This window comes from Robertkochia marina, assembly GCF_004799345.1.
GTDB classification, from domain to species: domain Bacteria; phylum Bacteroidota; class Bacteroidia; order Flavobacteriales; family Flavobacteriaceae; genus Robertkochia; species Robertkochia marina.
In genome coordinates this window covers 776,591-798,410 of record NZ_SSMC01000001.1, presented here as the reverse complement: position 1 = coordinate 798,410, position 21,820 = coordinate 776,591, and the positions used below count along the sequence as shown (strand labels likewise).

The following is a 21,820-nucleotide window of genomic DNA, read 5'->3' as shown; positions in this document are numbered from 1 at the left end:
TAAGTCATGAAAATTCATCACCTGGCCAAAAGCCCTTCTGTTTTAAACAATTACCTGGCCCAATTGCGGGATAAGGAACTCCAGCAGGATTCCATGCGCTTCCGCAGAAATCTTGAACGTATCGGAGAGATCATCAGCTATGAGATTAGTAAGGAATTGCATCACAAAGAAGAGGTGGTGCACACTCCCCTGGGCAGAAAGTCCACAGTTACCCTTCAGGATCGCATCGTGATCTGTTCTGTATTGCGCGCAGGACTGCCATTGCACCAGGGTATTCTCAACTATTTTGACTGGGTAGAGAATTCATTTATTTCAGCCTATCGCTATCATACCAGCGACACTGAATTTGAGATCATTGTTGAGTACCTGGCTAGTCCCGACCTGGATAATAAGGTTTTGATCCTGGCTGATCCCATGCTGGCCAGCGGTCATTCCCTCGTGGCCACTTTTGAAGCCCTCTCAAGAGTAGGATTGCCTAGAGAGATTCACCTGGTAACAGCCATAGCCTCTCAAGAAGGCGTCGAATACATCAGCAAGCATTTTCCGCGCGGCACCCGGTTATGGGTGGGCGATATTGATGAGGAATTAAACGATTACTCCTATATCGTTCCGGGATTGGGAGATGCCGGAGACCTGGCATTTGGGAGGAAATTACAGAAATAGCACCAGCACCGGGAGTATTAAAAATGCCCATAGAAACGCTTCCTTGAGCCATTTTCTCTTAATGGATTGCAGGTAGTTGGTCATCATTACACAAAGGGGAAAGCCTGCGAAGATCAGTTCTGAGGTATTCGCACTCTCCACCAGGGCTACCAACAAAGCCGCCAAAGCAAAGAATAACAATACCAACCACCCGGGAATACGAGCCTTATACGCCCTTCCTCCTACTTTCATAAAGTAATACACCCCCGAGATAAGGGCGATACCGGAAATAAAAATAACAGGGAAAACAAGTCGCAGATCGGTATATTTATCAAAACTGAGGGTGGGGGTCATATCTACAAACACCCGCCAGTCCAGCTCCTGCCCCATCCACAACTTCCATGTTACGCCCAGGATAGCAACAATAAGTAAGGCTACAAATGGCACCAATAGATTTTTATAGTAATTAACCCCATAAAGGAATATACCCGCAAAGACCAGGATCAAAAAAAGTACAGACCAACTGTAAAACATCGCGGCAACAAACACCCACAGGGAACCATCAAAGATCTTAGAGCGCACATCCTGTCCGCTGCGAATACTGATGATCCTGCGAAAAGACAACAACACAAAAATGTGGGCTACGATCACCTCGACGTCGGCGAAGATCTTCGGAAACATACAGAGATACAGCAGGAAGAAAAAAGTCAGGTACGAATTATCCTTGGTAAGAGTATTCTTCCGATTTATAAATTCAATAAGCAGCATGGTAAAGGTCACCAGGGCTGCGGTGATCAGAAAATCAGGTAATTGAGCCAGGGTAAATCCGTTGGTATTCCCCAGAAAATAATACCCCAGCAGAAAGCATAAAGCAAAAAGAGCCAGAAAAATAAAATTTATAGGTTTAGTTCTGCCGAAAATGCTTGATATCATGGGTGCTTTTTGTATTTTTGCGGGGTAAATTTAATATAACTTTTACTCATGAGTGATTTTTTCTACGGTATCCAGTACTTATTTGAAGAAATATTATTCGCCCCCCTGCATGCATTAAGGGGTATGGAGAATTGGTGGACAGCCAACACCTTAAACTGGATCTTTATGATCATAGGTGCGGTTGCCTTTGTTTACTGGATGGGACAGTTAAAGAAATTTAACGATAACAACGAAGAGAACAAGGATATCACTGCGCATTCTTACCTGTAAGAAAGCCATCCATTATAGCATCTAATCGTATACAAAAAACCCGCAGTTGAAGAAGCTGCGGGTTTTTTTGTTTTTAGTTCATTCATGGAATACTTTACGCTTCCAGGTCAAACCCCAGATCTTTACGGTAATAGATACCGTCAAAACACACCTTATTCAGGCTTTCGTACGATGAATCAAGAGCCTCTCTGAAATTTTTGCCGAACGAGGTGAAGGCCATCACACGACCGCCGGAAGTAACCACCTTATCTCCGTCCATTTTAGTTCCTGCGTGAAACACAATGGAATCGTTTACCTCATCAAGCCCTGATATTTCTTTGCCTTTCTCATATGCTTCCGGGTATCCTCCTGAAACGGCCATTACTGTGGTAGCAGATCGGGTATCAACTTCAAGGGTCTTTTGATTCAAGGTGCCGTTGGCAACTGCCCGAAACAGATCTATAAGATCATTCTTTACCCTGGGTATAACCACCTCAGTTTCCGGGTCTCCCATTCTTACGTTATACTCAATAACATAAGGCTCTCCGGCCACCTTGATGAGTCCGATGAACACAAAGCCCTTATAATCAATATTATCTTTCGAAAAACCTTGAATGGTTGGTTCTACAATACGCTCTTCCACCTTTCTCATAAAGTCTGCGTCTGCAAAAGGTACGGGAGAAATGGCCCCCATTCCACCGGTATTCAGTCCGGTATCGCCTTCTCCGATGCGCTTATAGTCTTTAGCTGTTGGCAGGATCATATAGTCTTTACCATCAGTAAGTACGAAAACGCTTAATTCTATACCACTCAAAAATTCCTCTATGACCACCTTAGCACTGGCATTACCAAACTTAGCGTCTACCAGCATTTTTTTCAGTTCAGCTTTGGCCTCCTCCAGGTTGTCGATGATCAACACTCCTTTTCCTGCAGCCAATCCATCGGCCTTTAATACATATGGAGGTTTAAGGGTTTCCAGGAAAGCATAACCGGCCTCCAGGCTTTCAGCTGTAAAGCTTTGGTAAGCCGCCGTTGGAATATTATGCCTTGACATGAATTCCTTGGCAAACTCCTTACTTCCTTCCAGAATTGCTCCCGATTTTGACGGACCGATAAGATGTACGTATTTCAGAGCTTCATCCTGGGCAAAGAAATCAGCAATACCTTGCACCAACGGATCTTCAGGCCCCACCACAACCATTTCAATATTTTCTTTAAGAACCAGGTCCTTGACCGCATCAAAATCAGTTGGCGCAATGCCCACATTGGTAGCTATGGCCGCAGTTCCCGCATTCCCGGGAGCTACAAATAATTTATCCAATTGATTACTTTGAGCAATTTTCCAGCTCAGGGTATGTTCGCGCCCTCCGGAACCGAGTACAAGGATGTTCATTGAATGTGCTTTTTACGTTGATAATTGCGAGTGCAAAGATAGGGATTTTCAGGGACGAGTTTGAGGAACGAGTTTGAGTTTGAGGGACGAGTTGCAGCGACGAGTTGCAGGGACGGGACGCAATACATACTTAGGCAATGAAAGCCCCTTAACAAAAAATTGGAATTTGGAGTTTGAAAATTTTCCTTTGGGTTTATTCCTGTTCATTAGCCTCGGCGGTAAGGGCCGAATACAAAGGCCGGTCTACCACATCATTTTTCAAGGTCTCTATAGGGGTAAGAAGGGAAATGTCAAGATCATTCTCTTTTAGAATGCGCACTGAAAAATCATACCAGTTCATCACCTCTTCATCACTGAAATGCTTTATTCCATAGGCAGGGGTCTCCTCCATTAATTGGCAGATATAAGCTGCCAGGTTATGAACATCTGTGGGTGTCCCTTTTTGAGAAGTAATAATATTCATGGGTTTCCCCTTCTTCGCATTTTCCAGAATAGTACGGTAAAAATTTTTCCCGTAGTTTCGGTTGTAAAGCCAGGAGGTTCTGACGATATAATACCTGGAACAGTGCTTTTCAATATTTTGCTCACCTTCCAATTTCGAGGCTCCGTATACATTCAAAGGTCGGGGCGCATCGAGAATAGTGTAAGGGGCGTCCTTTTTACCATCGAACACATAATCTGTAGAAATGTGGATCAGGGTGGTTTGATATTCTTCACAGGCCCGTGCCAGGATCCCAGGAGCATCAGCATTCACCTTATAGGCTTTATCTTTCTCTGTCTCAGCCAATCTCACGTTGGTATAGGCTGCGCAATTAATACAGAAATCCGGCTCATATTTCTTAAAAGCATCGGCTATCTGCCCGGGAACAGTAATATCGAGATTTGACGATGAAGTGCATATAACCTTGTAGTTAGCCTTCAATTCCAACAACTCTTTTAAAGCTTGCCCTAATTGACCGGTGGCCCCTGTGATCAGCACTGTCGGTTTATTGCTCTTCATGTAAGAATTGGTTTAAGACCGGGAGTTCCTTGTCTTTTCCGGAAAGTATCAGCTCTTTTTCATTCATCATCCATGGAATGCTAAGTTCAGGGTCATTGTACATAATGCCCGCTTCTGCCTCCGGTTGGTAATAGGCATCACATTTATACTGAAAAACTACCTCATCGGTTAAGGCAAGGAATCCGTGGGCCATTCCTTTGGGAACAAAAAGCTGATAGCCATTCTCTTCACTTAAAACAACAGAGACATATTTCTTGAAGGTGGGCGATTCGGGTCTCAGGTCAACTACCACATCCTGTACCTTTCCCTTAATAACCTGAACGAGTTTAGCTTGCGCGTGGGGCGACCTTTGAAAATGCAACCCTCTTAAAACCCCCTTGACGGAATAAGACAGGTTATCCTGGCAAAAATTTAAAGACCTGCCCAACATCTTCTCATAACGGGCTTTATTATACCCTTCAGAAAAAGACCCTCTTTCATCGTAAAACCTTTTTGGCTTGATCAGGAAACAACCTTCAATCTCTGTTTTTTCTACCTCCAATTCGTTTAAATTTTTATTTCGTTCCAACCTGTTAAGGGGTGACGTACTTACTTCAATCCGAGCAGATACTCTCCATAACCGCTTTTCAACAATGGTCGGGCCAGTTCATCCATTTGTGCCCTGCTAATGAGTCCCATCCTCCAGGCGGCCTCCTCTATGGCTCCGATCTTTAATCCCTGCCGGTCTTCTATGACCTGAACAAACTGCGAGGCCTGCATCAGCGACCTGAAAGTACCTGTATCCAGCCAGGCCGTACCCCTGTCAAGTATACTGACTTTTAACTTTTTCTTCTTCAGGTAGGCCTTATTGACATCTGTTATTTCCAATTCTCCCCTTTTACTCGGGGCAATGGTTTTGGCGATGGCTACGACCTCATTGTCATAAAAATAGATGCCGGGTACTGCGTAGTTACTCTTGGGGTTTTCAGGCTTTTCTTCGATCGAAAGGGCCTCCTTATTTTCATTGAACTCCACTACACCATAGCGCTGTGGATCATTCACATGATATGCATAAACGATACCCCCATCAGGGTCATTGTTTGCCTGCAACAATTCGGCTAAACCGGTGCCGTAAAAGATGTTATCTCCCAGAATGAGAGCCACTTTATCATCGCCAATGAATTCTTCTCCTATAATAAAGGCTTCAGCCAGACCCCTGGGTTGTTCCTGTACGGCATATTCAAAGTGACATCCGTACTGCCTGCCATCCCCGAGAAGGTCTTTGAAAAGAGGAAGGTCTTTTGGGGTTGAAATGATCAGGATCTCCCTTATTCCTGCATAGATCAGGGTAGATAAGGGATAGTAGATCATGGGTTTATCGTAAACCGGCATCAACTGCTTACTCACCGCAAGGGTAAGCGGGTGCAATCGCGATCCGGTGCCTCCTGCCAAAATGATTCCTTTCATGGGTATCTGGTTTAGACCTTTAAAATAAGTTCTTTTCTACAACTTTTGCGGGGGAGGCCATTATATTTCCTCCCGGTAGGTGCCACTGGTGATATCTTTTAACCATTGAGGATTGGCCAGATACCAATCTATGGTTGCTTCCAGGCCATGTTGAAAATCAACAGAAGGCTCCCAACCCAATTCTCTGTGGATCTTTGAAGCATCAATAGCATATCGTTTATCATGACCCGGGCGGTCTTTCACATGGGTGATCAAAGACGCTGCCTTTCCGGAGGGTTGTTGCAGTTTCCGATCCATGATATCACAGAGCAACCTGACCAGGTCGATGTTCTTCCATTCATTAAATCCACCAATGTTGTAGGTTTCCTTATTTCCTCCCTTATGGTATACCAGGTCAATGGCCTTTGCGTGATCGATCACATAAAGCCAGTCACGTGTATAATTCCCGTCCCCGTATACCGGTAAAGGCTTTCCGTCAATACAATTCTGAATGAACAACGGGATCAGCTTTTCAGGAAATTGATTGGGCCCATAGTTATTTGAGCAATTGGAGATCACATAGGGCAGATCATAGGTTTCGCCATAAGCCCTCACAAAATGATCTGAAGAGGCCTTAGATGCAGAATAAGGACTGTTGGGCTCGTACCTGCTTTCTTCGGTAAACAACCCTTCCGGCCCAAGACTTCCATACACCTCATCAGTGCTGATATGATAGAACCTGTTCTTACCTCCCTTCGTCCAAAACTCTCTGGCCGTTTCCAATAGTTGCAGGGTCCCGATAATATTGGTTTGCGCAAAGGCCATAGGGCCGCTTATAGATCGGTCTACATGTGATTCTGCCGCCAGGTGGATCACTCCCCCGGGATTGTATTTACGGAATATTTCATGGAGCAATTCCCTGTCGCAAATATCCCCTTTAATAAATTTATAGTTAGGCTTATCGGCTATATCCCTCAGGTTTTGAAGGTTCCCGGCATAGGTTAATAGGTCGAGGTTGATCACCAGGCAATCGGGATAGGTGTTCACCCAATGTCTGACCACATGAGAGCCTATAAAACCGGCACCTCCGGTAATAAGTATACTTCGTTTTGGTGTCATTCTCAGTTAGGTTTCGCTTCAGTTCAGGAATCTTTTTGAAGGATCTGATCCAGGATCTTTTCAGTGATCAGATAGGTAGGTTTTACCCCGGTGATACCAAGACCCCCTGAAGCCAACGTACTCCCGGTTTCCAAAGGATTATCAGAGGCGTAATAGGCATATCTTACTTTTACCTTATCAGATATACTTTTTCTGATCCTCGAAGCCGACTGAATGGCTTTCTGATAGTGAGCGCCTTCCATTTCAAGTCCGATAACATTCCAGGTACTGTCATGAAAGAATTTCAATATATCTCTGTTTTGAAGCGAAGTGCCCAGTACAGTGATCATGGTTCCTTCAAATACTTTCAGACCATGGCCCTTAAAATCTGCTGCGCAGAGTTCATTGTCAAAAGGATAATTATCGGCTGTTCCTTCAAAGATATGGGCAGTAGGGATCATCAGGTCGCCCTTACCTCCTTCCAGGATGCCTGCCTTACCCATAATAGATACGGAAGCAAGGTTCAGGTACTCCTTTATACCATCATCTTCACGGTATGGTTTCAGGAATTCATCAATGGTTTCATAGGCCTGCTCTCCGAATGCGTAATCCATAACGAATAGTACCGGGATTTCTTCCTCATTGGCAGAAAAATGGCCGGAAACTTTCAGGTCAAATAACTGAGCGTTAATATTTGCACCCGAGGTGTCGGGAATGGAAGTCATCCCATTCTTTTCTGCATAAGCAACCACCTTTGATCGTAACCCCTCATTTTCAGGTTGACTCAGTTCTGTATAGAGATCAAGATCTGACTTATCTTTTACACTATTACCCAACGCCTTTCGGGCAAAAAGTGTATTCATAACCGAATGCATATTGGCACTGATAATATGCAGGGGCCTGTTCTGCATTCCTTTTTTCCGGATGACCTTTTTTATTTCATTGGCCCAGCGTTCACCGTGGATATGGTGCCCCAGCCTTTCGCGAAGAATAGGACTGAAAGTTATGGTTCGCTTATTACCTTCCCTGATCTCTGAAAGTCCGATCTTTCCTAACCAGTAAATGATCTTTAAGAATCGATCGGGTTCTTCCTTGGTTCTGAACACCTTATGCGCATGCTTTAATTCTTCAAAGGTGCGCCCTAAAATATTTGTCATATGACTCAGGGCTACCTCTCTTTCATTAAGTGAAAGTCTTTTTTTCTGAATGGCCTCCTCCAGTTTTTCCCAATCCCTGAGAATGGTCTTGTCTTCTTCATCATAAATCCGGGTGGCAATCTTGTGAGATTCAATGAACATGAAGGTCAGGTGGGTCAGAATATCATAGATATCCGATCGTCCACGGGTGATCTCAATATTCATCTGCTCATCATCAATTCGATAGCAATTACGTCTTCGCTTTGGTGGAATGATCACTTTAAAGCCCGAGTTCTTATACCCCTCATCACTGGTAAGGTTAATATAGCTGCATTGCTCTATGCCGTATGGCAAACGATCCAGGACATAGACCAGGCCGTCGAGCTCTGTTTTTTCTTCAGCCACAGACCCGTAGATCTCCGGACGCAGCTGCAACAGTGCTTCGATCAGGGTCTCTCCTGACACTCCCATGGGTTTATAAAATCCTCTGTTAAAAAGATGGCGCATAGTGATATACATGCGCTCAATGGCCGCTGTAGATTCCTGGGCCCGGGTACGTTTTGTAATGGTACTCATTTCAGATATTTCATCCCAAAAATACGAGTTCTTTTTAAACCCTTATCAAACAAAATGTTAAGGTATTGATATGCAAGGGTGTACTTCCCTTAGGAAGTCACTAAAAATGTTGTTTTCCGGGGGCGGTCAACAAAAAAGGAGGATTTAAAAGTAAAGGTTTTGAATAGTCAAGGGGTCTTCGGTCTTCCATACGAACCATTATTGCTCCAAGGGCTTCACAAAGGGCTTGTCCGGCCGCTGTATCCCATTCCATACAAGGAGCAAATCGCGGATATACCTGGGCTTTCCCTTCTGCGATCATGCAAAATTTAACTGCACTGCCCCGGTACAATAACCTGACCTCCTGCCCTTCCGAATGCTCCTTGATCTGCTCAATGAATTCAAGTGTCTCTCCTTTGAGATGAGATCTGCTGGCTACAATGGTACAATCTTCTACAGGGGTAAGCTTCGGCAAAGATTGCCAGGATGTTTCATGCAGATCAGCCCATTCCAAACGATCAAGGGTAGTCTTCCAACCCTTTTGCTGAAGTTTATCACCGAGATATATTTCTTTTGAACACGGAAGTAACAAAATACCAAGTACGGGCTGGTGTTCTTCCATAAGGGCAATATTTACGGTAAAATCAACCCCCTTATCAATGAATTCCTTGGTACCATCAAGTGGATCTACCAGCCAATACCGCTGCCATTTTTTTCGAATCTCATGGTCGGGGAGATTCATTTCCTCACTGATCACGGGAATCCCGGTGGTTTGAAGGGTTTTTGAAATGATGTCATGTGCCCTTCTGTCGGCCAGGGTTACCGGAGAATCATCGGCTTTCAGTTCGGTTTCAAGCTGCCCTCCATAAACCTCCATAATAACCTTACCGGCCTCAACCGCCGCCTTTAAGGCCGTTTTTACATGGTTAGAAAAAGCACCGTCAAGCCATTTCATGTTTTGAATATTTGATCCTGTCTCAGGCTAAAAATTCGGAGAGTCCATCGGCCACTTTGCGATCATTTGCCAACCGCTGCACCTTATTCTGTCCGCCCAGTTTTCCCATCTTTTTCATAAATCCGTTAAAACCATCATGGCGTACAGGGGTTACCTTTAATGGTTGAAGCACCTTACCTGCTATCAGGTCAAAGTAATACGAGTTCTGCTTTTGCATCTCTTCATCCAGGCGTTTAGCCATTAGGTCCAGGTTTTGCGGAATATCTTCAAACTCAATCAGCCATTCATGGTAGGGCAATACCCCATCTTCAACGTTTAGTTGTGGGGCTACTGAAAACTCTCTCACCTTAACTTCCAGCTCTGCAGATACCACCTTCATAGCCTGTTCTACCTCCTTGGCAATAACATGCTCTCCAAATGCAGAGATAAAATGTTTTATTCTTCCGGAAACGATCACTCGGTAAGGATCGGTGGAAACAAATTGTACCGTATCACCCAGATTATACCCCCAGAGACCGGCATTGGTGGAAATGATCATCACATAATTCACATTTTTCTCTACCTGCCCTACGGTAAGACGCTGCGGGTTCTCATCAAAGAATTCATCAGCTCTGATAAATTCGTAAAAGATCCCACTGTTAAGCAGGAGCAGCATACCCGGATCTTTTTGAGAATCCTGGTAAGCAAAAAATCCTTCACTGGCAGGAAACAGCTCAATACTGTCTACCTTTCTCCCGATCAGGCCTTCAAATCGCTGACGATAAGGTTCAAAATTAACCCCTCCGTAAATAAAGAGATTAAAGTTTGGGAAGATCTCGCCCACCTTTTTCCCGGTTCTTTGCTGAAGACGTTCAAAATACATCTGTACCCACGACGGGATTCCGCTGATCACCGTCATATCTTCCGGCAGGGTCTCATCTACGATGGCTTCTACCTTTGTTTCCCAGTCTTCAATGCAATTAGTGTCCCAACCGGGCATCCTGTTCTTTTGCAAGTACGGTGGCACGTAATGGGCCACGATACCCGAAAGCCTTCCAAGTTTAATTCCATTCTTTTCTTCCAGCACGGGGCTCCCCTGCAGGAATATCATTTTGCCATCAACAAAATTGGCATTCCCGGTTTGGGCAATATAGCAAAGGATAGCATTCCGGGCGGCCTCTATATGAAAGGGCATCGATTCTTTGGTAATAGGAATATACTTGGCCCCGGAGGTCGTTCCTGAGGTTTTAGCAAAATAGATCGGTTTGCCGGGCCAAAGTACATCTTCTCGTCCTTCCACCACCTGGTCTACCCAGGGCCTCAACCCTTCGTAGTCGCGAATGGGTACACGGGCTGTAAAATCTTTATGGGTCCGTATATTTTCAAAATCGTGATCCTTCCCAAAGGTCGTCTTTGAGGCCTGATCTATAAGTTCTCTGAAAACCTTTTCCTGGGTGGCTTCAGGCCGGGAGGCCCATTTTTTAATACGGTGTTTTACGATCCGGGCAAATATCCTGGCTCCAACTGCTTTTATCGACATACTATTCAAAGTCTATATAATCTGACGGATCTACCGGTTGACCTTCACTCCAAAGTTCAAAATGCAAGTGAGGCCCGGTAGTAAACTCTCCTGTATTTCCTATGGTGGCGATGACCTCTCCGGCGATAACCAGGTCACCCTGCTGTTTACCTAAAGAGGCATTGTGTTTATATACAGACAGCAATCCATAGGGGTGTTCAACAATGATCACATACCCGGTTTCGGTAGTCCATTCTGCAAAGATAACGGTTCCGTCGGCAACAGATTTTACCGGGGTTTGGGCAGGAGCGGTCAGGTCTACAGCAAAATGCTTTTCTTCAACATTATAGGCTTGAGAGATCTTTCCTTGCAGAGGAGGAAAGAGTACATAGTCTAATTTAGAGGATGCCTTTTGAAAAAGGTTGTATTTATCTTCCATAGCCACCTTTTCACGTAAGAGTGAATCCTGTTTACTGGGTTCAAGATCAACCTGGGTGGTATCAAGGCGAAAGGCTTCAAAAAGTGAATCCCGGTCCAGCTCTTCAGTATTGATCTCTCCTTTTAATACTTTTTGTATCTCCCCAAAATAGGCTTCATTCACCGCCAGCTTATACTCCAGTGAATCTACCTTAAAGGCCAGGTCGGTTGCCTGGATACGCAGGGCCGTTGAAGAATAACCCGGTATATATTCCTTAAGCGGGGTAAAGGCAATCAGCAAAATAGTACCGGCAATCAGGAAGGTGGCAAAGAGGGTTCCCAATACAAATACATTTAACCGGTTGAGTTTAAAAGAAAGGCGTTCTTCAAAGGTGTCCTCGTTGAGGATCACCAACCTGTATTTGTGCAGGAGCTTCCTTTTAAGTTGTTTCCTTTTTTGTTCCTTTTCTGCCATATCGAACAAATATAATACATCACGAACGTAAATCAACCCGGGGATATCTGCTTTTTATCAGGAAGTATCAGTAGTTTAGACATTAATTCTTACCTTTGTTGCGAACTTAATTTTAATATCATGGCATTGACATTTTTTCTTGCAATTGGTTGGCAACAGGTTCTGATCATAGCAATTGTGGTTTTACTGTTGTTCGGTGGAAAGAAAATACCCGAGCTTATGCGTGGACTTGGAAGCGGTATTAAGGAATTTAAAGATGCTTCTAAAGAAGACAGTACTGAAACTGAAAAAAAGAATGATTAAATCATCATTGAATTCATAAAAAAAGCCTTCCATGTCGGAAGGCTTTTTTATTGCGTTACAGCTATTCTATTCGTTGCTGGCCAACTCACTCTTCCCTTCTTCTTCGGCAAATTCAAGAGTCTTTATAATGGCCTCCAGTTCAAACATATAATCCCTTTTATTGGTGGAGGGGGCAAAGGTAAAGCCTTCCAATACCAGTAGCCTGTCATTCGGCTTGTCTTCTACGATATAATTCAGGAAGGGTCCGGCCATAAAGAAATTCTTCACCTCCCACATCCCTTTGGTCTCAATAGCTTTGCGACCTGCCAGTTCTGCGTCGAAAACATAGGGTGCATATGCTTTTTCTGTGATCATATACATACCCTCTTCTCTTCCGGGCACATATTTCTCACCAATACTGTCGCGCATCTTTATGATGGCCTCTACACGGGTGGAATCATTTGGAATAGACCCTAAAGGCATTTCATAAACCAGGATGTTCATGGTACCCTTATGAATAAGCCTTTCTATCCAGTAAAAGTTATCTTCTTTCTTCGCCATCTTATAAATGGACGGCATGGTGAGCGAAATTCCCAGTTCTTCCAGGTCTTTCTCTTTGTTGAGAGACCGGTTGAATCGTTTCTGAGATTCTTCGAGCTCCATTTGCTTAAACTCTGAAATGATCTGCTGAGAATATTGAGCTACCTGCTCCATCAACCCTTCTTCAGTGGTCGACTTCAGAATAGCTACCTGTTGTGGTTTTGCGAACATATCGTTCTTTATCCCTGCAGATTCGGTAGAATCTACCTTGGCAATAAGCACGTTTCTGCGGGTACGAACAAAGTCGGTAAATACCTCAGGACTTACCTGGCGAATGGTGAATAAGGGTTCGTCCCATGGCAAACCATCTACCGGCGCCGCAAAATATCTTCTTAAGCTGTCGCCCACAGCGCCTTCCCAAAGATCGTTCTCGATCACCAGGGAAATTTCGTTGATAGCACCTACAGATTTTGGCAGCACCTTCTCAGAATCCTGGCAGGCACCCAGGGCTAATCCAAGAAAGAGCAGTATTCCTAATTTTTTCATTGTGATCATTAAAATTTAAAGTTTGGTTCTCATCCGCTTTCCCTGCGAATATCGTTCCATTCTGAATAATACCAGGAACAAATTTAATAAAAAAGGCTTCCATGCCCGAAAAACGGGGCTAAAGGAAGCCTTGTTGCTATTTGTTAGATTCTTACCGAATCTTAGATCCTTCGCGGATAAATAATCAGTCGCTGCCCTTCCCGGATATTATCGCCTTTTAATCCATTCCATTGTTTGATCTGGCTTACCCGAACCCCGTACCTTTTGGCGATGCGCCCGAGATAATCGCCACGCTTCACACGGTATCGTATGCTGGCATTTCGCTTCACTAGTTCCGGAAGCGGCTTTTCTCTTTGAGCCAGCTCCTCTTTTACATGCTCATAGATCAAGGCCTCATTGGCTACAAAAGGCCCCAGCTTGTGTATGGGGAGTCTGAGGGTATAGTTCTTACCCTTAATATGTGGTATGATATTCAGTTTATAGGATGGGTTAAAAAATTCCAGCTCTTCCACATCCATATCGAGTACCTCTGCCACATGATCAAAGGTGATCAAATGCTTTACCTGTACCGTATCTGACTGGTAGTAGGCCCACTTCGGGTTCAGGTCCTGCAATCCGTGCTCTTTGGCATATTCAAAGATATACAGGGTTGCCTGGAAGGCAGGTACATATCCTGCAGTTTCCCGCGGTAAAAAAGGTCTGAGGTTCCAGTAATTCTTACTGCCGCCACTACGTCTGATGGCTTTTGACACGTTACCCGGACCGGAGTTATAGGCCGCCAGGGCCAGGTCCCAATCGCCGAACATATCGTGAAGTTTTTCTAAAAACTCCGCTGCCGCCTGGGTTGATCGTACCGGGTCACTGCGTTCATCAACATAACTACTCACATCAAGATCGTAAGAAATACCGGTGGTATACATGAATTGCCACAGACCGGTAGCACCTACTCTTGACTTCGCCCTGGGATTCAGAGCAGATTCTACAATGGAAAGGTATTTCATCTCCAAAGGAATGTCATGACGATCAAACTCCTGTTCAAAAAGCGGGAAATAGTACTTGCTTAAGGCGATCAATCGGGTCAACTGCTTCTGACGGTGCTTCAGGAAATTGTTGATAACGCTCTCCAGGATAGGATTGTACTCAATATTAAAAGGTGTCTTGCTGTTCAGACGCTCCAGACGCGCTTTAAGCGTATCGGTAGGCAGCTCAACATCGGCTACCTTTTCGAATTCCATAGTCTCAATATCCTTGTAGATGGTATCGAACATGCCCGAACCATAAAACTGTTCGAGCCAGAGACTGTCAACGTTTTTGGCAAAGGCATCATCGGGTAAGACATAACGGCCTCCCTTTTTAGTTAAACCGTTTGCAGTAATGGTATCACCTTTTATCATTTTGATATTGTCGGTGATCTCTAAACTATCTGCCTCTGTTGTTTTAGGATTCTCTGGCGTTGTTTCATTGGCATTTTCCTGAGCCAGCACGGTGGTAAAACAACCTAAGAGCAGAAATATAAAGTAAATGGTTTTTCTCATGATGACGGTACTGATTAGGGCTTGCAAAAATCGTAGTTTTTTTAAAAACAACAAGTTATCTAATGTTAAATAACAAACCCCTGTACCGGGTACAAGGGTTGGTTTGTATTATCAACGCAGAATAGCCTTTCTTATTTTAAGATCGCTGCTATTCCGGGTAAGGTTTTACCTTCCAGGCTTTCAAGCATGGCTCCACCCCCGGTAGAAACATAGCTTACTTTATCTTCAAAACCGAATTGCTTCACGGCAGCCACAGAATCACCGCCACCTACGAGTGAAAATGCACCGTTGGAGGTGGCTTCGTCAATATAGTTACCCACTGCAATGGTTCCTTTGGCAAAATTTTCCATTTCAAAAACACCAACCGGTCCGTTCCAAAGGATGGTCTTTGATTGAAGGATCACCTTTTTAAAATTCTCAAGGGTTTGCGGCCCGGCATCGAGACCCTGCCATCCGTCAGGAATTTCCCCTACCGGACAGAACTTGGTTTCTGCATTGTTATCAAAAGCATCGGCTGCCACCACATCAACAGGAATATGTACATGTACGCCTCTTGCCTTGGCCTTTTCAAGGATGCTTAGCGCCAGGTCTTGTTTGTCATCCTCACAAATTGAGTCCCCGATCTTTCCTCCCTGGGCCTTTACGAAAGTATACGTCATTCCACCACCAATGATCAGGTGATCAACCTTGTCAAGGATGTTCTCTATGATGGTGATCTTAGAGGATACCTTGGCCCCACCTAAAATGGCGGTAACAGGTTTCTCACCGCTCTCCATCACCTTTTTAATCGATTCGATCTCCTTGGCCAGCAGGTACCCAAAACATTTATGATCCGGGAAAAACTGTGCTACAATAGTGGTCGAGGCATGGGCTCGGTGGGCCGTACCGAAGGCATCATTCACATAGATGTCACCCAACTTTGATAATTCTTCTGCAAAAGCTTCATCGCCCTTCTCCTCTTCTGCATGAAACCTGAGATTTTCCAACAGCAACACTTCTCCGGGTTGCAAGGCAGAAACGGCCTCTACTGCCGAAAGTCCCACACAGTCTTCTGCAAATTTTACCTTCACCCCAATGATCTCAGAGGCTTTATTAACGATATGCTTCAGCGACATAGAATCATTCACCTGCCCTTTGGGGCGCCCAAGATGACTCATCAGCACAGCGCTACCACCATCTTCAAGCACTTTGATAATGGTTGGTTTGGCTGCTTCGATCCTTGTGGCATCGGTTACTGCAAACTTGTCGTTCAGCGGTACGTTAAAATCTACCCTGATCAGGGCCTTTTTATCTTTAAAATTAAAATCGTCTATTGTCTTCATAAATGAGCTTATATAAGGCGCAAAGTTACATATTTCTCACAAGGAGAAAGAAGGCTTTACGATAATCTAGTGGTGAGCATCGACAAAGGCAGGGCTCAGCTCAAAAAAAGATCAAATCCTTGTAGATACCCCCAATATCAGTTATTTTTCCGGCTGAAAACCTTCCTTATGCAATTCGAAGATATTACCGGTCAGGAGCACATTATCAACCATCTGAAACAAAGTGCAGACCACGGGAGAATACCTCACGCCCAACTCTTTACCGGGCCTGAGGGGTGTGGACTCCTGCCTATGGCTATTGCCTATGCCAGGTACGTGATCTGTGGGAATGCAGGCGCCAATGCAAGCGCCTGCCAGCTGAAGTTCGATAACTTTGCTCACCCGGACCTGCATTTCTCCTACCCGGTAAATACCAGTGATAAAATAAAAAAAGATCCTACCAGTAAGGATTATGCCAAGGAATGGACCGCCTTTTTAAAAGAGCAGCCTTACGGCAATCTTTTTGACTGGCTTTTGAGCATTGGCATCGAAAAAAAACAGGGAAATATTTCCGTTCACGAGGCCAAAGACATCGTGAAGAATATGTCGTTAAAGGCTTATGAGGGCGGTTATAAGGTAAACATTATCTGGATGGCAGAGAACATGAATATTCCCTGCGCCAATAAGCTGCTTAAACTTATTGAAGAGCCGCCGGCTAAGACGGTATTCATTCTTCTAGCTGAGGATGAGGAAGCCCTGTTGCAAACCATTCGTTCCCGTTGCCAGGTGATCCATTTCCCGCCTCTGTCAGAAGCAGCCGTAGCCGCTGCCCTGCAGGCAAAAGGTATGGAGCAGGCCCAAGCTTTAAAACTGGCTCACCGTGCGGACGGAAACCTGAATAAGGCTTTTGACCTCATGGAGCACCGCTCTGAAGATGAGGTTTTCGAAAAATGGTTCGTTACCTGGGTGCGCACCGCCTTTAAGGCCAAAGGGAATAAGCAGGTGGTGAACGACCTGATCGCCTGGAGTGATGAAGTCGGAAAAACAGGCAGGGAAACCCAAAAGAAATTTATCCATTACTGCATTGAAGTATTCCGACAGGCCCTGGTGTACAATTACAATGCAAAGGAACTGGCCTTTATGGAATTCGATACCGGTTTTCAACTGGAGAAATTTGCGCCATTTGTTCACGGAAACAATATTACCGACATTCATAAGGAGCTTGAAACGGCCCTTTACCAGGTAGAGCGCAATGTGAACAGCAAGGTGATCTTTACCGATCTGTCACTGTCGCTAACAAGATTACTGCATAGAAAGAGTGAATAGCAGTATGAGTTCACCAACCTTCGTTGAAACTACGGTTGGTAAAAGGGACGAGTTTCAGTTTGAGGGAGATCGTCATAACCTGCTTTTCCCCAGCCCGCCGGCAGGCCCCTTCGCTAAAATGGTTCACCGAACCATTTCTATACGCTCGGTCCTCCTTGGGAAGGAGGGGATTAATTCTACAATATGGTTAACTCTGTGGTGGAAGTCTTAAATAAAAATGACTCAAAAAGATTCATTCTCCTTCCCCCTTCGAAAGGGAAGCCTGAAAGGTTGTTAGTTAATCTTCTCCGGTATTCAAATCCTTCAATAATTCCTCTACCGCCCGATCGAGCTGTTGGTCAATACCCTGGTCAATCTGGCCCGGCATATTCTTGACAATAATTTGAGGCTCGGTTTGGTTATTTTCCATCCATTCGTTGGCTTTATTTTTAGCAGATACGGGCACTACTCCCCATCTGGAGCCATTAGGCAACCCTTCCCATCCGGCAAAACTACAGGTGCCCGGCACCGGCATCCCAACCGTTTTACCAATTTCCAGATCAGTGTAACCACTGGCGAAACAATGACCATCAGAATACATGCTCTCATTGAACAGTGCCAGTGTAGGCTTTGTCCATCGCGAAGTAGGCTCTCCGCCAACCACAGCACTTTCAGTGGCATAGGTAATAAAAGGCTCCCCCGTAAAGAACATGGCCAGATCAGCCACCAGGTCGCCTCCACCATTAAAACGGGTATCGATAATTACAGCTTCAGATTCAAAATACTTACCCATCATCTTCTCGAACATATCACGGTAGGGACCATCACTCATGCCGGGAATGTGGACATAGCCCAGTCGGCCACCCGACTTTTCCGACACCTCTTTCTCATTAATGCGCACAAAGCGTTTATACAGCAATCGACTTTCGGCATTCAAAGAAATGGGCTTAACCACTACTTGCTTAGTTTTACCGGCAGGGTCTGTCACCTCCAGGAGAGTGAATTTATCCGCCTTGCGGTTAAGAAGCATCGCCACGTCTATAGACGGTGTGATCTTTTCCCCGTCAATAGCAGTAATCACCATACCTTTCTCGACCTTCAACGCTGCTTTATCCAGTGGGCCTCCTTTGATTACTTCGGCAATTTTTACTCCATCCCCTTGGTGATTCCAGTCCATAAATATCCCCAGAGAGGCGGTCTCATCCGGGTTTGACACTTCTCGCCCGGGATACCGACTTCCGGCGTGTGAAACATTCAATTCACCAACCATCTCAGAAACTAACTCTGAAAACTCGTGGCCATTGCCTATTGAAGGCAGGTACTTTTCGTACTCCGTACGCAGCAACTCCCAATTTACCCCATGAAAGGTTGGTTCATAAAAGATGTTTTTGGTACGAATCCATACATGATCAAACATATGAGCAAATTCAGCCTCTTCATCATAGGTCATCTCTCCTTTAATGGTGACATCCTTCTTTTTACCCTCATCGGGGTCGATCTTGGAAATACGTCCATCACTCAGAAGATAAAGATTCTCTTTTTTCGCATCCCAGGTAAGGCTGCCCCTTTTAGCGTCTAAAGACAGGGCCATTTTTGTTTCTTGCGTTCGAAGATTGGTTACCCAAAGGTTTTGCCCCTTTTCAAAGGCAGCCAGGTAATACAATTTCTCTCCGTCTTTTGACAACACAGCATCGCCTAAATTTGAAGAATGGATCGTTAAACGTACTTTACGTTCCCGCATCTCCTCCCAATCAAAGGTCAATGCTTCTGTCTTTGGCTCCTTCTCCTTCTTATCCTTATTCTTTCCGTTTTTCTTTTCGTTCGCTTTCGCCTCCTCTTGAGATTCCTCAATGGCCTTTTTCAGGTCATAGTCTTCCTTACTCATCATGAATTTATCATATGCTTCCTGTTCAAAGAACATGGCATAAGCATCCATCTCGGTACGGCCACTGGTGGCATAACTTTTTAACCCATTTCGGTTGCTGAACCAGATCATTTGCTTTCCATCATTAACCCATTTCGGACTCGCATCATAAAATCCGCTTCGGGTCAGATTTTCCCTTTTTTCACCGTCTGCCGAGATCAAAATCACTTCAGAATTATTCAGCGATTTTCTCCATCCTACCAGCAACCACTTGCTATCAGGACTCCAGCGATAATATTTATCTCCGTCACGCATATGAATCATCTCGTCTGCCTTAAATAGTATGTTCTCTGATCCTGTCTTCAGGTTGCGTACTACTAAATTTCTTCGGTTCGCAATAAAAGCCACCTTGGTACTGTCAGGAGAAAAACGAGGCAGGTAATTATCTACCTCACTCTCAATCATTGGTTGCTCCTCAATTAGAGTAGCCGCAAAGAAAAAAGGCTCTTCTTTACGCAATTTATGAGATTCATATACAGTCCATTTACCGTTTCTTTCACTCGAATAGACCACCGACTTACCGTCAGCAGAGAAGGTAACAAAGCGCTCCTGCTCTGGGGTAGTAGTAATTCGCTTAGTCAACGAACCGTCGACAGAGGTGACAAACACCTCACCCCTTGCTATAAAAGCAATTTCTTTACCATTCGGGTGCACGGCCATCTCACTGACCCCTCCATTGATGGTGATAAACTTGTCATTATTATGGGCAGACTGCGTTCTGATCGACACCGGTAATTTCATGGGTTCTGCTCCGGCCTTCATAGTATACATTTCACCGTCGTAACCAAACGAAAGGGTCTCATTTGCATAACTCAGAAAACGAACGGGATGATCTGCGAAAGAGGTAATTTGCACAGGATTTTCAGCATCTTCAACAGATGCCTTCCACACGTTGAAGGTGCCACTGCGTTCACTTAGAAAATAAAACTCCTTGTTATTAATGAATACCGGCTGCCTATCCTCGGCATCATGACTGGTAAGCATTTTATGGGCTTTGGTTTCTGTATTGTATGACCAAATATCACGGGTAATCGATGAGGTGTGATGTTTACGAAACTCGTTCTCCCCGCCTTTCTTATCGTGATACAACATGGTTTTCCCATCAGGACTCACCTGCACATATTCTGCAGGAATGGTAAACAGCTGATCTACCCTTCCGACAGACACCGGCACGGAATAAAGCTCAGGTTGGGAGGATGTTGGGAATTGCCTGTGATTGACAGCATCCTGACGCAATCCTCCAAAAATAACCCGGCTGCCATCATGGCTAAAGGCAAATGGCTTTTCCGGATTCGAGTGGTAGGTTAAACGCCTGGCTTCACCCCCCATGGCCGGCATTACAAACACATCAAAATTTCCGTAACGATCAGAAGCAAAGGCTATCTGTTTGCTGTCCGGACTCCAGACAGCCATAAAATCGTGGGCCTCATGAAACGTAATTTGTTTGGCCTCACCTCCGGTTACCGGAATGGTATACAGATCACCTTTATAGGTAAAAGCAATAGTTTTTCCATCGGGTGAAATACTTTGATAACGCATCCAATTGGGTTGTTCCTGAGCCATCACCTGGCAGGCAGTAGCCAGAAATAGCCCTAATACAAAGAAGAGTCTCATAAACAGTTTTATTAAGAGTAATTAAATTTTGATCTAAATGCGGACTTGAAAATAGCAGGGTAGTTAGTAATGTGGCAGTTATCAGGGCTTAAATAAGTTGGGTGCATAAATATATAAAAACATTCAATGTTTGTAGGAAAAATATCATCTTTCAACTTCGTTTTACCGTCAGTCTTAACTCTTCTACGTTCCCGATCTCTCCATCAAAAGGTATTCGCAAAATGGTGAGAAAGGGGTTTGAGTTCGCCAACCTTCGTTGAAGCTACGGTTGGTAAAAGGGGCGAGTTTCAGTTTCAGGGATGGGCGAACCACCCCGGCCTTTCTGCCAGCGCGCCAGCTGGCCCCTTCACTAAAATGGTCCACAGGACCATCTATTAACGCTCGGTCCCGCAAAGACGATTATTCTGTATCACCGGATAACTGTATAACAAAAAACCCGCACTTTTCAGTGCGGGTTTTTTTTTGGAGGCATCGAGCGGATTCGAACCGCTGTACAAGGTTTTGCAGACCTCTGCCTAGCCACTCGGCCACGATGCCCTTTTGTGGTGGGCAAAAATAAGAAATTAATTCTCTTTTATCCAAAACAATTTACACTACCTGCTTAGGGTCATTTCGATGGTCACCTGTTCTACATTTCCACCGATAGGGGGGTTGATCTTGGAAACCGCTACTGTGGCTTCCATGGCAATAGGGATTTCGCCAAAAATCCGGTCGAGCATTCGTTTTGCCACATGTTCCAGCAATTTAGAACGAACGGCCATTTCTTCCTTTACAATACGGTTAATGTGCACGTAATCTACGGTATCCTTCAAGGCATCGCTCTTTGCAGAAGGCTGGAGATTGGCTTTAACCTCCACATCAACCCTGTAATCGCTCCCGATCTTCCCTTCCTCGGTCAGGCAGCCATGATAGGCATATACCTGGATGTTCGTCACCTTAATTGTTCCCACAGGCTCTTATTTTGGGTCAAAAATACGTCAATAAGCCTGTTTGAAAA

At 44.7% G+C, this 21,820-nt stretch carries 19 protein-coding genes and 1 tRNA gene; 4 read left to right on the top strand and 16 right to left on the bottom strand.

The genetic code is table 11. The annotated features are described in order from the left end of the window. Nucleotides 1-6: 6 nt before the first annotated feature. Entirely contained in the window at nucleotides 7-663 is a 657-nt protein-coding gene (gene upp / locus E7Z59_RS03185; protein ID WP_136334834.1) for a uracil phosphoribosyltransferase, read from the top strand. On the opposite strand, the gene E7Z59_RS03180 is transcribed toward upp, so the two are convergent. Next, on the bottom strand, nucleotides 652-1,575 hold the full coding sequence (locus tag E7Z59_RS03180) for a DUF6427 family protein (RefSeq protein ID WP_136334833.1): 924 nt from the start codon (nucleotides 1,573-1,575) through the stop codon (nucleotides 652-654). The genes upp and E7Z59_RS03180 overlap by 12 nt on opposite strands. Before the next feature lie 48 nt (nucleotides 1,576-1,623). Here E7Z59_RS03180 and E7Z59_RS03175 point away from each other — a divergent pair, with 48 nt between their 5' ends. Next, a complete protein-coding gene (locus E7Z59_RS03175) occupies nucleotides 1,624-1,845 on the top strand; it encodes a DUF6341 family protein (RefSeq protein WP_136334832.1) in 222 nt (73 codons plus the stop codon). Between the two features lie 94 nt (nucleotides 1,846-1,939). Here E7Z59_RS03175 and purD read toward each other — a convergent pair whose 3' ends face one another. From purD to E7Z59_RS03130, 9 genes are all read right to left on the bottom strand, one after another. After that, a complete protein-coding gene (gene purD / locus E7Z59_RS03170; protein WP_136334831.1) occupies nucleotides 1,940-3,217 on the bottom strand; it encodes a phosphoribosylamine--glycine ligase in 1,278 nt (425 codons plus the stop codon). Between the two features lie 193 nt (nucleotides 3,218-3,410). After that, a complete protein-coding gene (rfbD, locus tag E7Z59_RS03165; protein ID WP_136334830.1) occupies nucleotides 3,411-4,217 on the bottom strand; it encodes a dTDP-4-dehydrorhamnose reductase in 807 nt (268 codons plus the stop codon). Beyond that, nucleotides 4,204-4,758, bottom strand: a complete 555-nt coding sequence (gene rfbC / locus E7Z59_RS03160; protein WP_136334829.1) for a dTDP-4-dehydrorhamnose 3,5-epimerase — start codon at nucleotides 4,756-4,758, stop codon at nucleotides 4,204-4,206. The genes rfbD and rfbC overlap by 14 nt, the downstream gene beginning before the upstream one ends. A gap of 47 nt (nucleotides 4,759-4,805) precedes the next feature. Then, nucleotides 4,806-5,663, bottom strand: a complete 858-nt coding sequence (rfbA, locus tag E7Z59_RS03155; protein WP_136334828.1) for a glucose-1-phosphate thymidylyltransferase RfbA — start codon at nucleotides 5,661-5,663, stop codon at nucleotides 4,806-4,808. 60 nt (nucleotides 5,664-5,723) lie between these two features. After that, the gene (rfbB, locus tag E7Z59_RS03150; RefSeq protein ID WP_136334827.1) at nucleotides 5,724-6,761 is read right to left on the bottom strand and encodes a dTDP-glucose 4,6-dehydratase; all 1,038 of its coding nucleotides are present in this window, start codon (nucleotides 6,759-6,761) and stop codon (nucleotides 5,724-5,726) included. A 23-nt stretch (nucleotides 6,762-6,784) separates the two neighbouring features. Continuing rightward, nucleotides 6,785-8,452 (bottom strand): DUF6909 family protein, encoded by a 1,668-nt coding sequence (locus E7Z59_RS03145; RefSeq protein WP_136334826.1) that lies wholly within the window; start codon nucleotides 8,450-8,452, stop codon nucleotides 6,785-6,787. A 100-nt stretch (nucleotides 8,453-8,552) separates the two neighbouring features. After that, the gene (gene cysQ, locus E7Z59_RS03140; protein ID WP_136334825.1) at nucleotides 8,553-9,386 is read right to left on the bottom strand and encodes a 3'(2'),5'-bisphosphate nucleotidase CysQ; all 834 of its coding nucleotides are present in this window, start codon (nucleotides 9,384-9,386) and stop codon (nucleotides 8,553-8,555) included. Nucleotides 9,387-9,408: 22 nt separating this feature from the next. Then, nucleotides 9,409-10,905 (bottom strand): GH3 auxin-responsive promoter family protein, encoded by a 1,497-nt coding sequence (locus E7Z59_RS03135; RefSeq protein WP_136334824.1) that lies wholly within the window; start codon nucleotides 10,903-10,905, stop codon nucleotides 9,409-9,411. A gap of 1 nt (nucleotide 10,906) precedes the next feature. Beyond that, nucleotides 10,907-11,776, bottom strand: coding sequence for a M23 family metallopeptidase (locus tag E7Z59_RS03130; RefSeq protein ID WP_136334823.1), 870 nt, complete (start codon nucleotides 11,774-11,776; stop codon nucleotides 10,907-10,909). Between the two features lie 117 nt (nucleotides 11,777-11,893). Between E7Z59_RS03130 and E7Z59_RS03125 the strand changes: the two genes are divergently transcribed. Next, nucleotides 11,894-12,079, top strand: coding sequence for a Sec-independent protein translocase subunit TatA/TatB (locus E7Z59_RS03125; protein WP_136334822.1), 186 nt, complete (start codon nucleotides 11,894-11,896; stop codon nucleotides 12,077-12,079). Between the two features lie 66 nt (nucleotides 12,080-12,145). Here the strand turns inward: E7Z59_RS03125 and E7Z59_RS03120 are convergent, their stop codons facing one another. The 3 genes from E7Z59_RS03120 to E7Z59_RS03110 all read right to left on the bottom strand — a co-directional run bounded on the left by E7Z59_RS03120 (nucleotide 12,146) and on the right by E7Z59_RS03110 (nucleotide 16,001). Continuing rightward, nucleotides 12,146-13,144: a DUF4837 family protein gene (locus E7Z59_RS03120; protein WP_136334821.1), complete on the bottom strand. Its 999-nt coding sequence runs from the start codon at nucleotides 13,142-13,144 to the stop codon at nucleotides 12,146-12,148. Between the two features lie 161 nt (nucleotides 13,145-13,305). Then, entirely contained in the window at nucleotides 13,306-14,679 is a 1,374-nt protein-coding gene (locus E7Z59_RS03115; RefSeq protein ID WP_136334820.1) for a lytic transglycosylase domain-containing protein, read from the bottom strand. A gap of 131 nt (nucleotides 14,680-14,810) precedes the next feature. Then, the gene (locus E7Z59_RS03110; protein WP_136334819.1) at nucleotides 14,811-16,001 is read right to left on the bottom strand and encodes a phosphoglycerate kinase; all 1,191 of its coding nucleotides are present in this window, start codon (nucleotides 15,999-16,001) and stop codon (nucleotides 14,811-14,813) included. Between the two features lie 168 nt (nucleotides 16,002-16,169). On the opposite strand from E7Z59_RS03110, the gene E7Z59_RS03105 reads away from it, so the two are divergent. Further along, complete coding sequence (locus E7Z59_RS03105) at nucleotides 16,170-17,306, top strand: DNA polymerase III subunit (RefSeq protein WP_136334818.1); 1,137 nt, start codon at nucleotides 16,170-16,172, stop codon at nucleotides 17,304-17,306. 277 nt (nucleotides 17,307-17,583) lie between these two features. On the opposite strand, the gene E7Z59_RS03100 is transcribed toward E7Z59_RS03105, so the two are convergent. The 3 genes from E7Z59_RS03100 to folB all read right to left on the bottom strand — a co-directional run bounded on the left by E7Z59_RS03100 (nucleotide 17,584) and on the right by folB (nucleotide 21,773). Beyond that, nucleotides 17,584-20,823: a S41 family peptidase gene (locus E7Z59_RS03100; protein WP_136334817.1), complete on the bottom strand. Its 3,240-nt coding sequence runs from the start codon at nucleotides 20,821-20,823 to the stop codon at nucleotides 17,584-17,586. A 463-nt stretch (nucleotides 20,824-21,286) separates the two neighbouring features. Next, a tRNA-Cys gene (locus E7Z59_RS03095) sits at nucleotides 21,287-21,360 on the bottom strand. A 56-nt stretch (nucleotides 21,361-21,416) separates the two neighbouring features. Beyond that, the gene (folB, locus tag E7Z59_RS03090; RefSeq protein WP_136334816.1) at nucleotides 21,417-21,773 is read right to left on the bottom strand and encodes a dihydroneopterin aldolase; all 357 of its coding nucleotides are present in this window, start codon (nucleotides 21,771-21,773) and stop codon (nucleotides 21,417-21,419) included. Nucleotides 21,774-21,820 lie beyond the last annotated feature (47 nt).

Excerpts from the sequence above, each read along its gene's own strand:
- E7Z59_RS03180 (WP_136334833.1), bottom strand. The coding sequence starts at position 1,575 with ATGATATCAAGCATTTTCGGCAGAACTAAACCTATAAATTTTATTTTT.
- cysQ (WP_136334825.1), bottom strand. The coding sequence starts at position 9,386 with ATGAAATGGCTTGACGGTGCTTTTTCTAACCATGTAAAAACGGCCTTA.
- E7Z59_RS03105 (WP_136334818.1), top strand. The coding sequence starts at position 16,170 with ATGCAATTCGAAGATATTACCGGTCAGGAGCACATTATCAACCATCTG.
- E7Z59_RS03120 (WP_136334821.1), bottom strand. The coding sequence starts at position 13,144 with ATGAAAAAATTAGGAATACTGCTCTTTCTTGGATTAGCCCTGGGTGCC.
- E7Z59_RS03145 (WP_136334826.1), bottom strand. The coding sequence starts at position 8,452 with ATGAGTACCATTACAAAACGTACCCGGGCCCAGGAATCTACAGCGGCC.
- E7Z59_RS03100 (WP_136334817.1), bottom strand. The coding sequence starts at position 20,823 with ATGAGACTCTTCTTTGTATTAGGGCTATTTCTGGCTACTGCCTGCCAG.
- E7Z59_RS03115 (WP_136334820.1), bottom strand. The coding sequence starts at position 14,679 with ATGAGAAAAACCATTTACTTTATATTTCTGCTCTTAGGTTGTTTTACC.
- rfbD (WP_136334830.1), bottom strand. The coding sequence starts at position 4,217 with ATGAAGAGCAATAAACCGACAGTGCTGATCACAGGGGCCACCGGTCAA.
- E7Z59_RS03135 (WP_136334824.1), bottom strand. The coding sequence starts at position 10,905 with ATGTCGATAAAAGCAGTTGGAGCCAGGATATTTGCCCGGATCGTAAAA.
- purD (WP_136334831.1), bottom strand. The coding sequence starts at position 3,217 with ATGAACATCCTTGTACTCGGTTCCGGAGGGCGCGAACATACCCTGAGC.
- rfbB (WP_136334827.1), bottom strand. The coding sequence starts at position 6,761 with ATGACACCAAAACGAAGTATACTTATTACCGGAGGTGCCGGTTTTATA.
- rfbA (WP_136334828.1), bottom strand. The coding sequence starts at position 5,663 with ATGAAAGGAATCATTTTGGCAGGAGGCACCGGATCGCGATTGCACCCG.
- E7Z59_RS03110 (WP_136334819.1), bottom strand. The coding sequence starts at position 16,001 with ATGAAGACAATAGACGATTTTAATTTTAAAGATAAAAAGGCCCTGATC.
- E7Z59_RS03175 (WP_136334832.1), top strand. The coding sequence starts at position 1,624 with ATGAGTGATTTTTTCTACGGTATCCAGTACTTATTTGAAGAAATATTA.
- upp (WP_136334834.1), top strand. The coding sequence starts at position 7 with ATGAAAATTCATCACCTGGCCAAAAGCCCTTCTGTTTTAAACAATTAC.
- E7Z59_RS03130 (WP_136334823.1), bottom strand. The coding sequence starts at position 11,776 with ATGGCAGAAAAGGAACAAAAAAGGAAACAACTTAAAAGGAAGCTCCTG.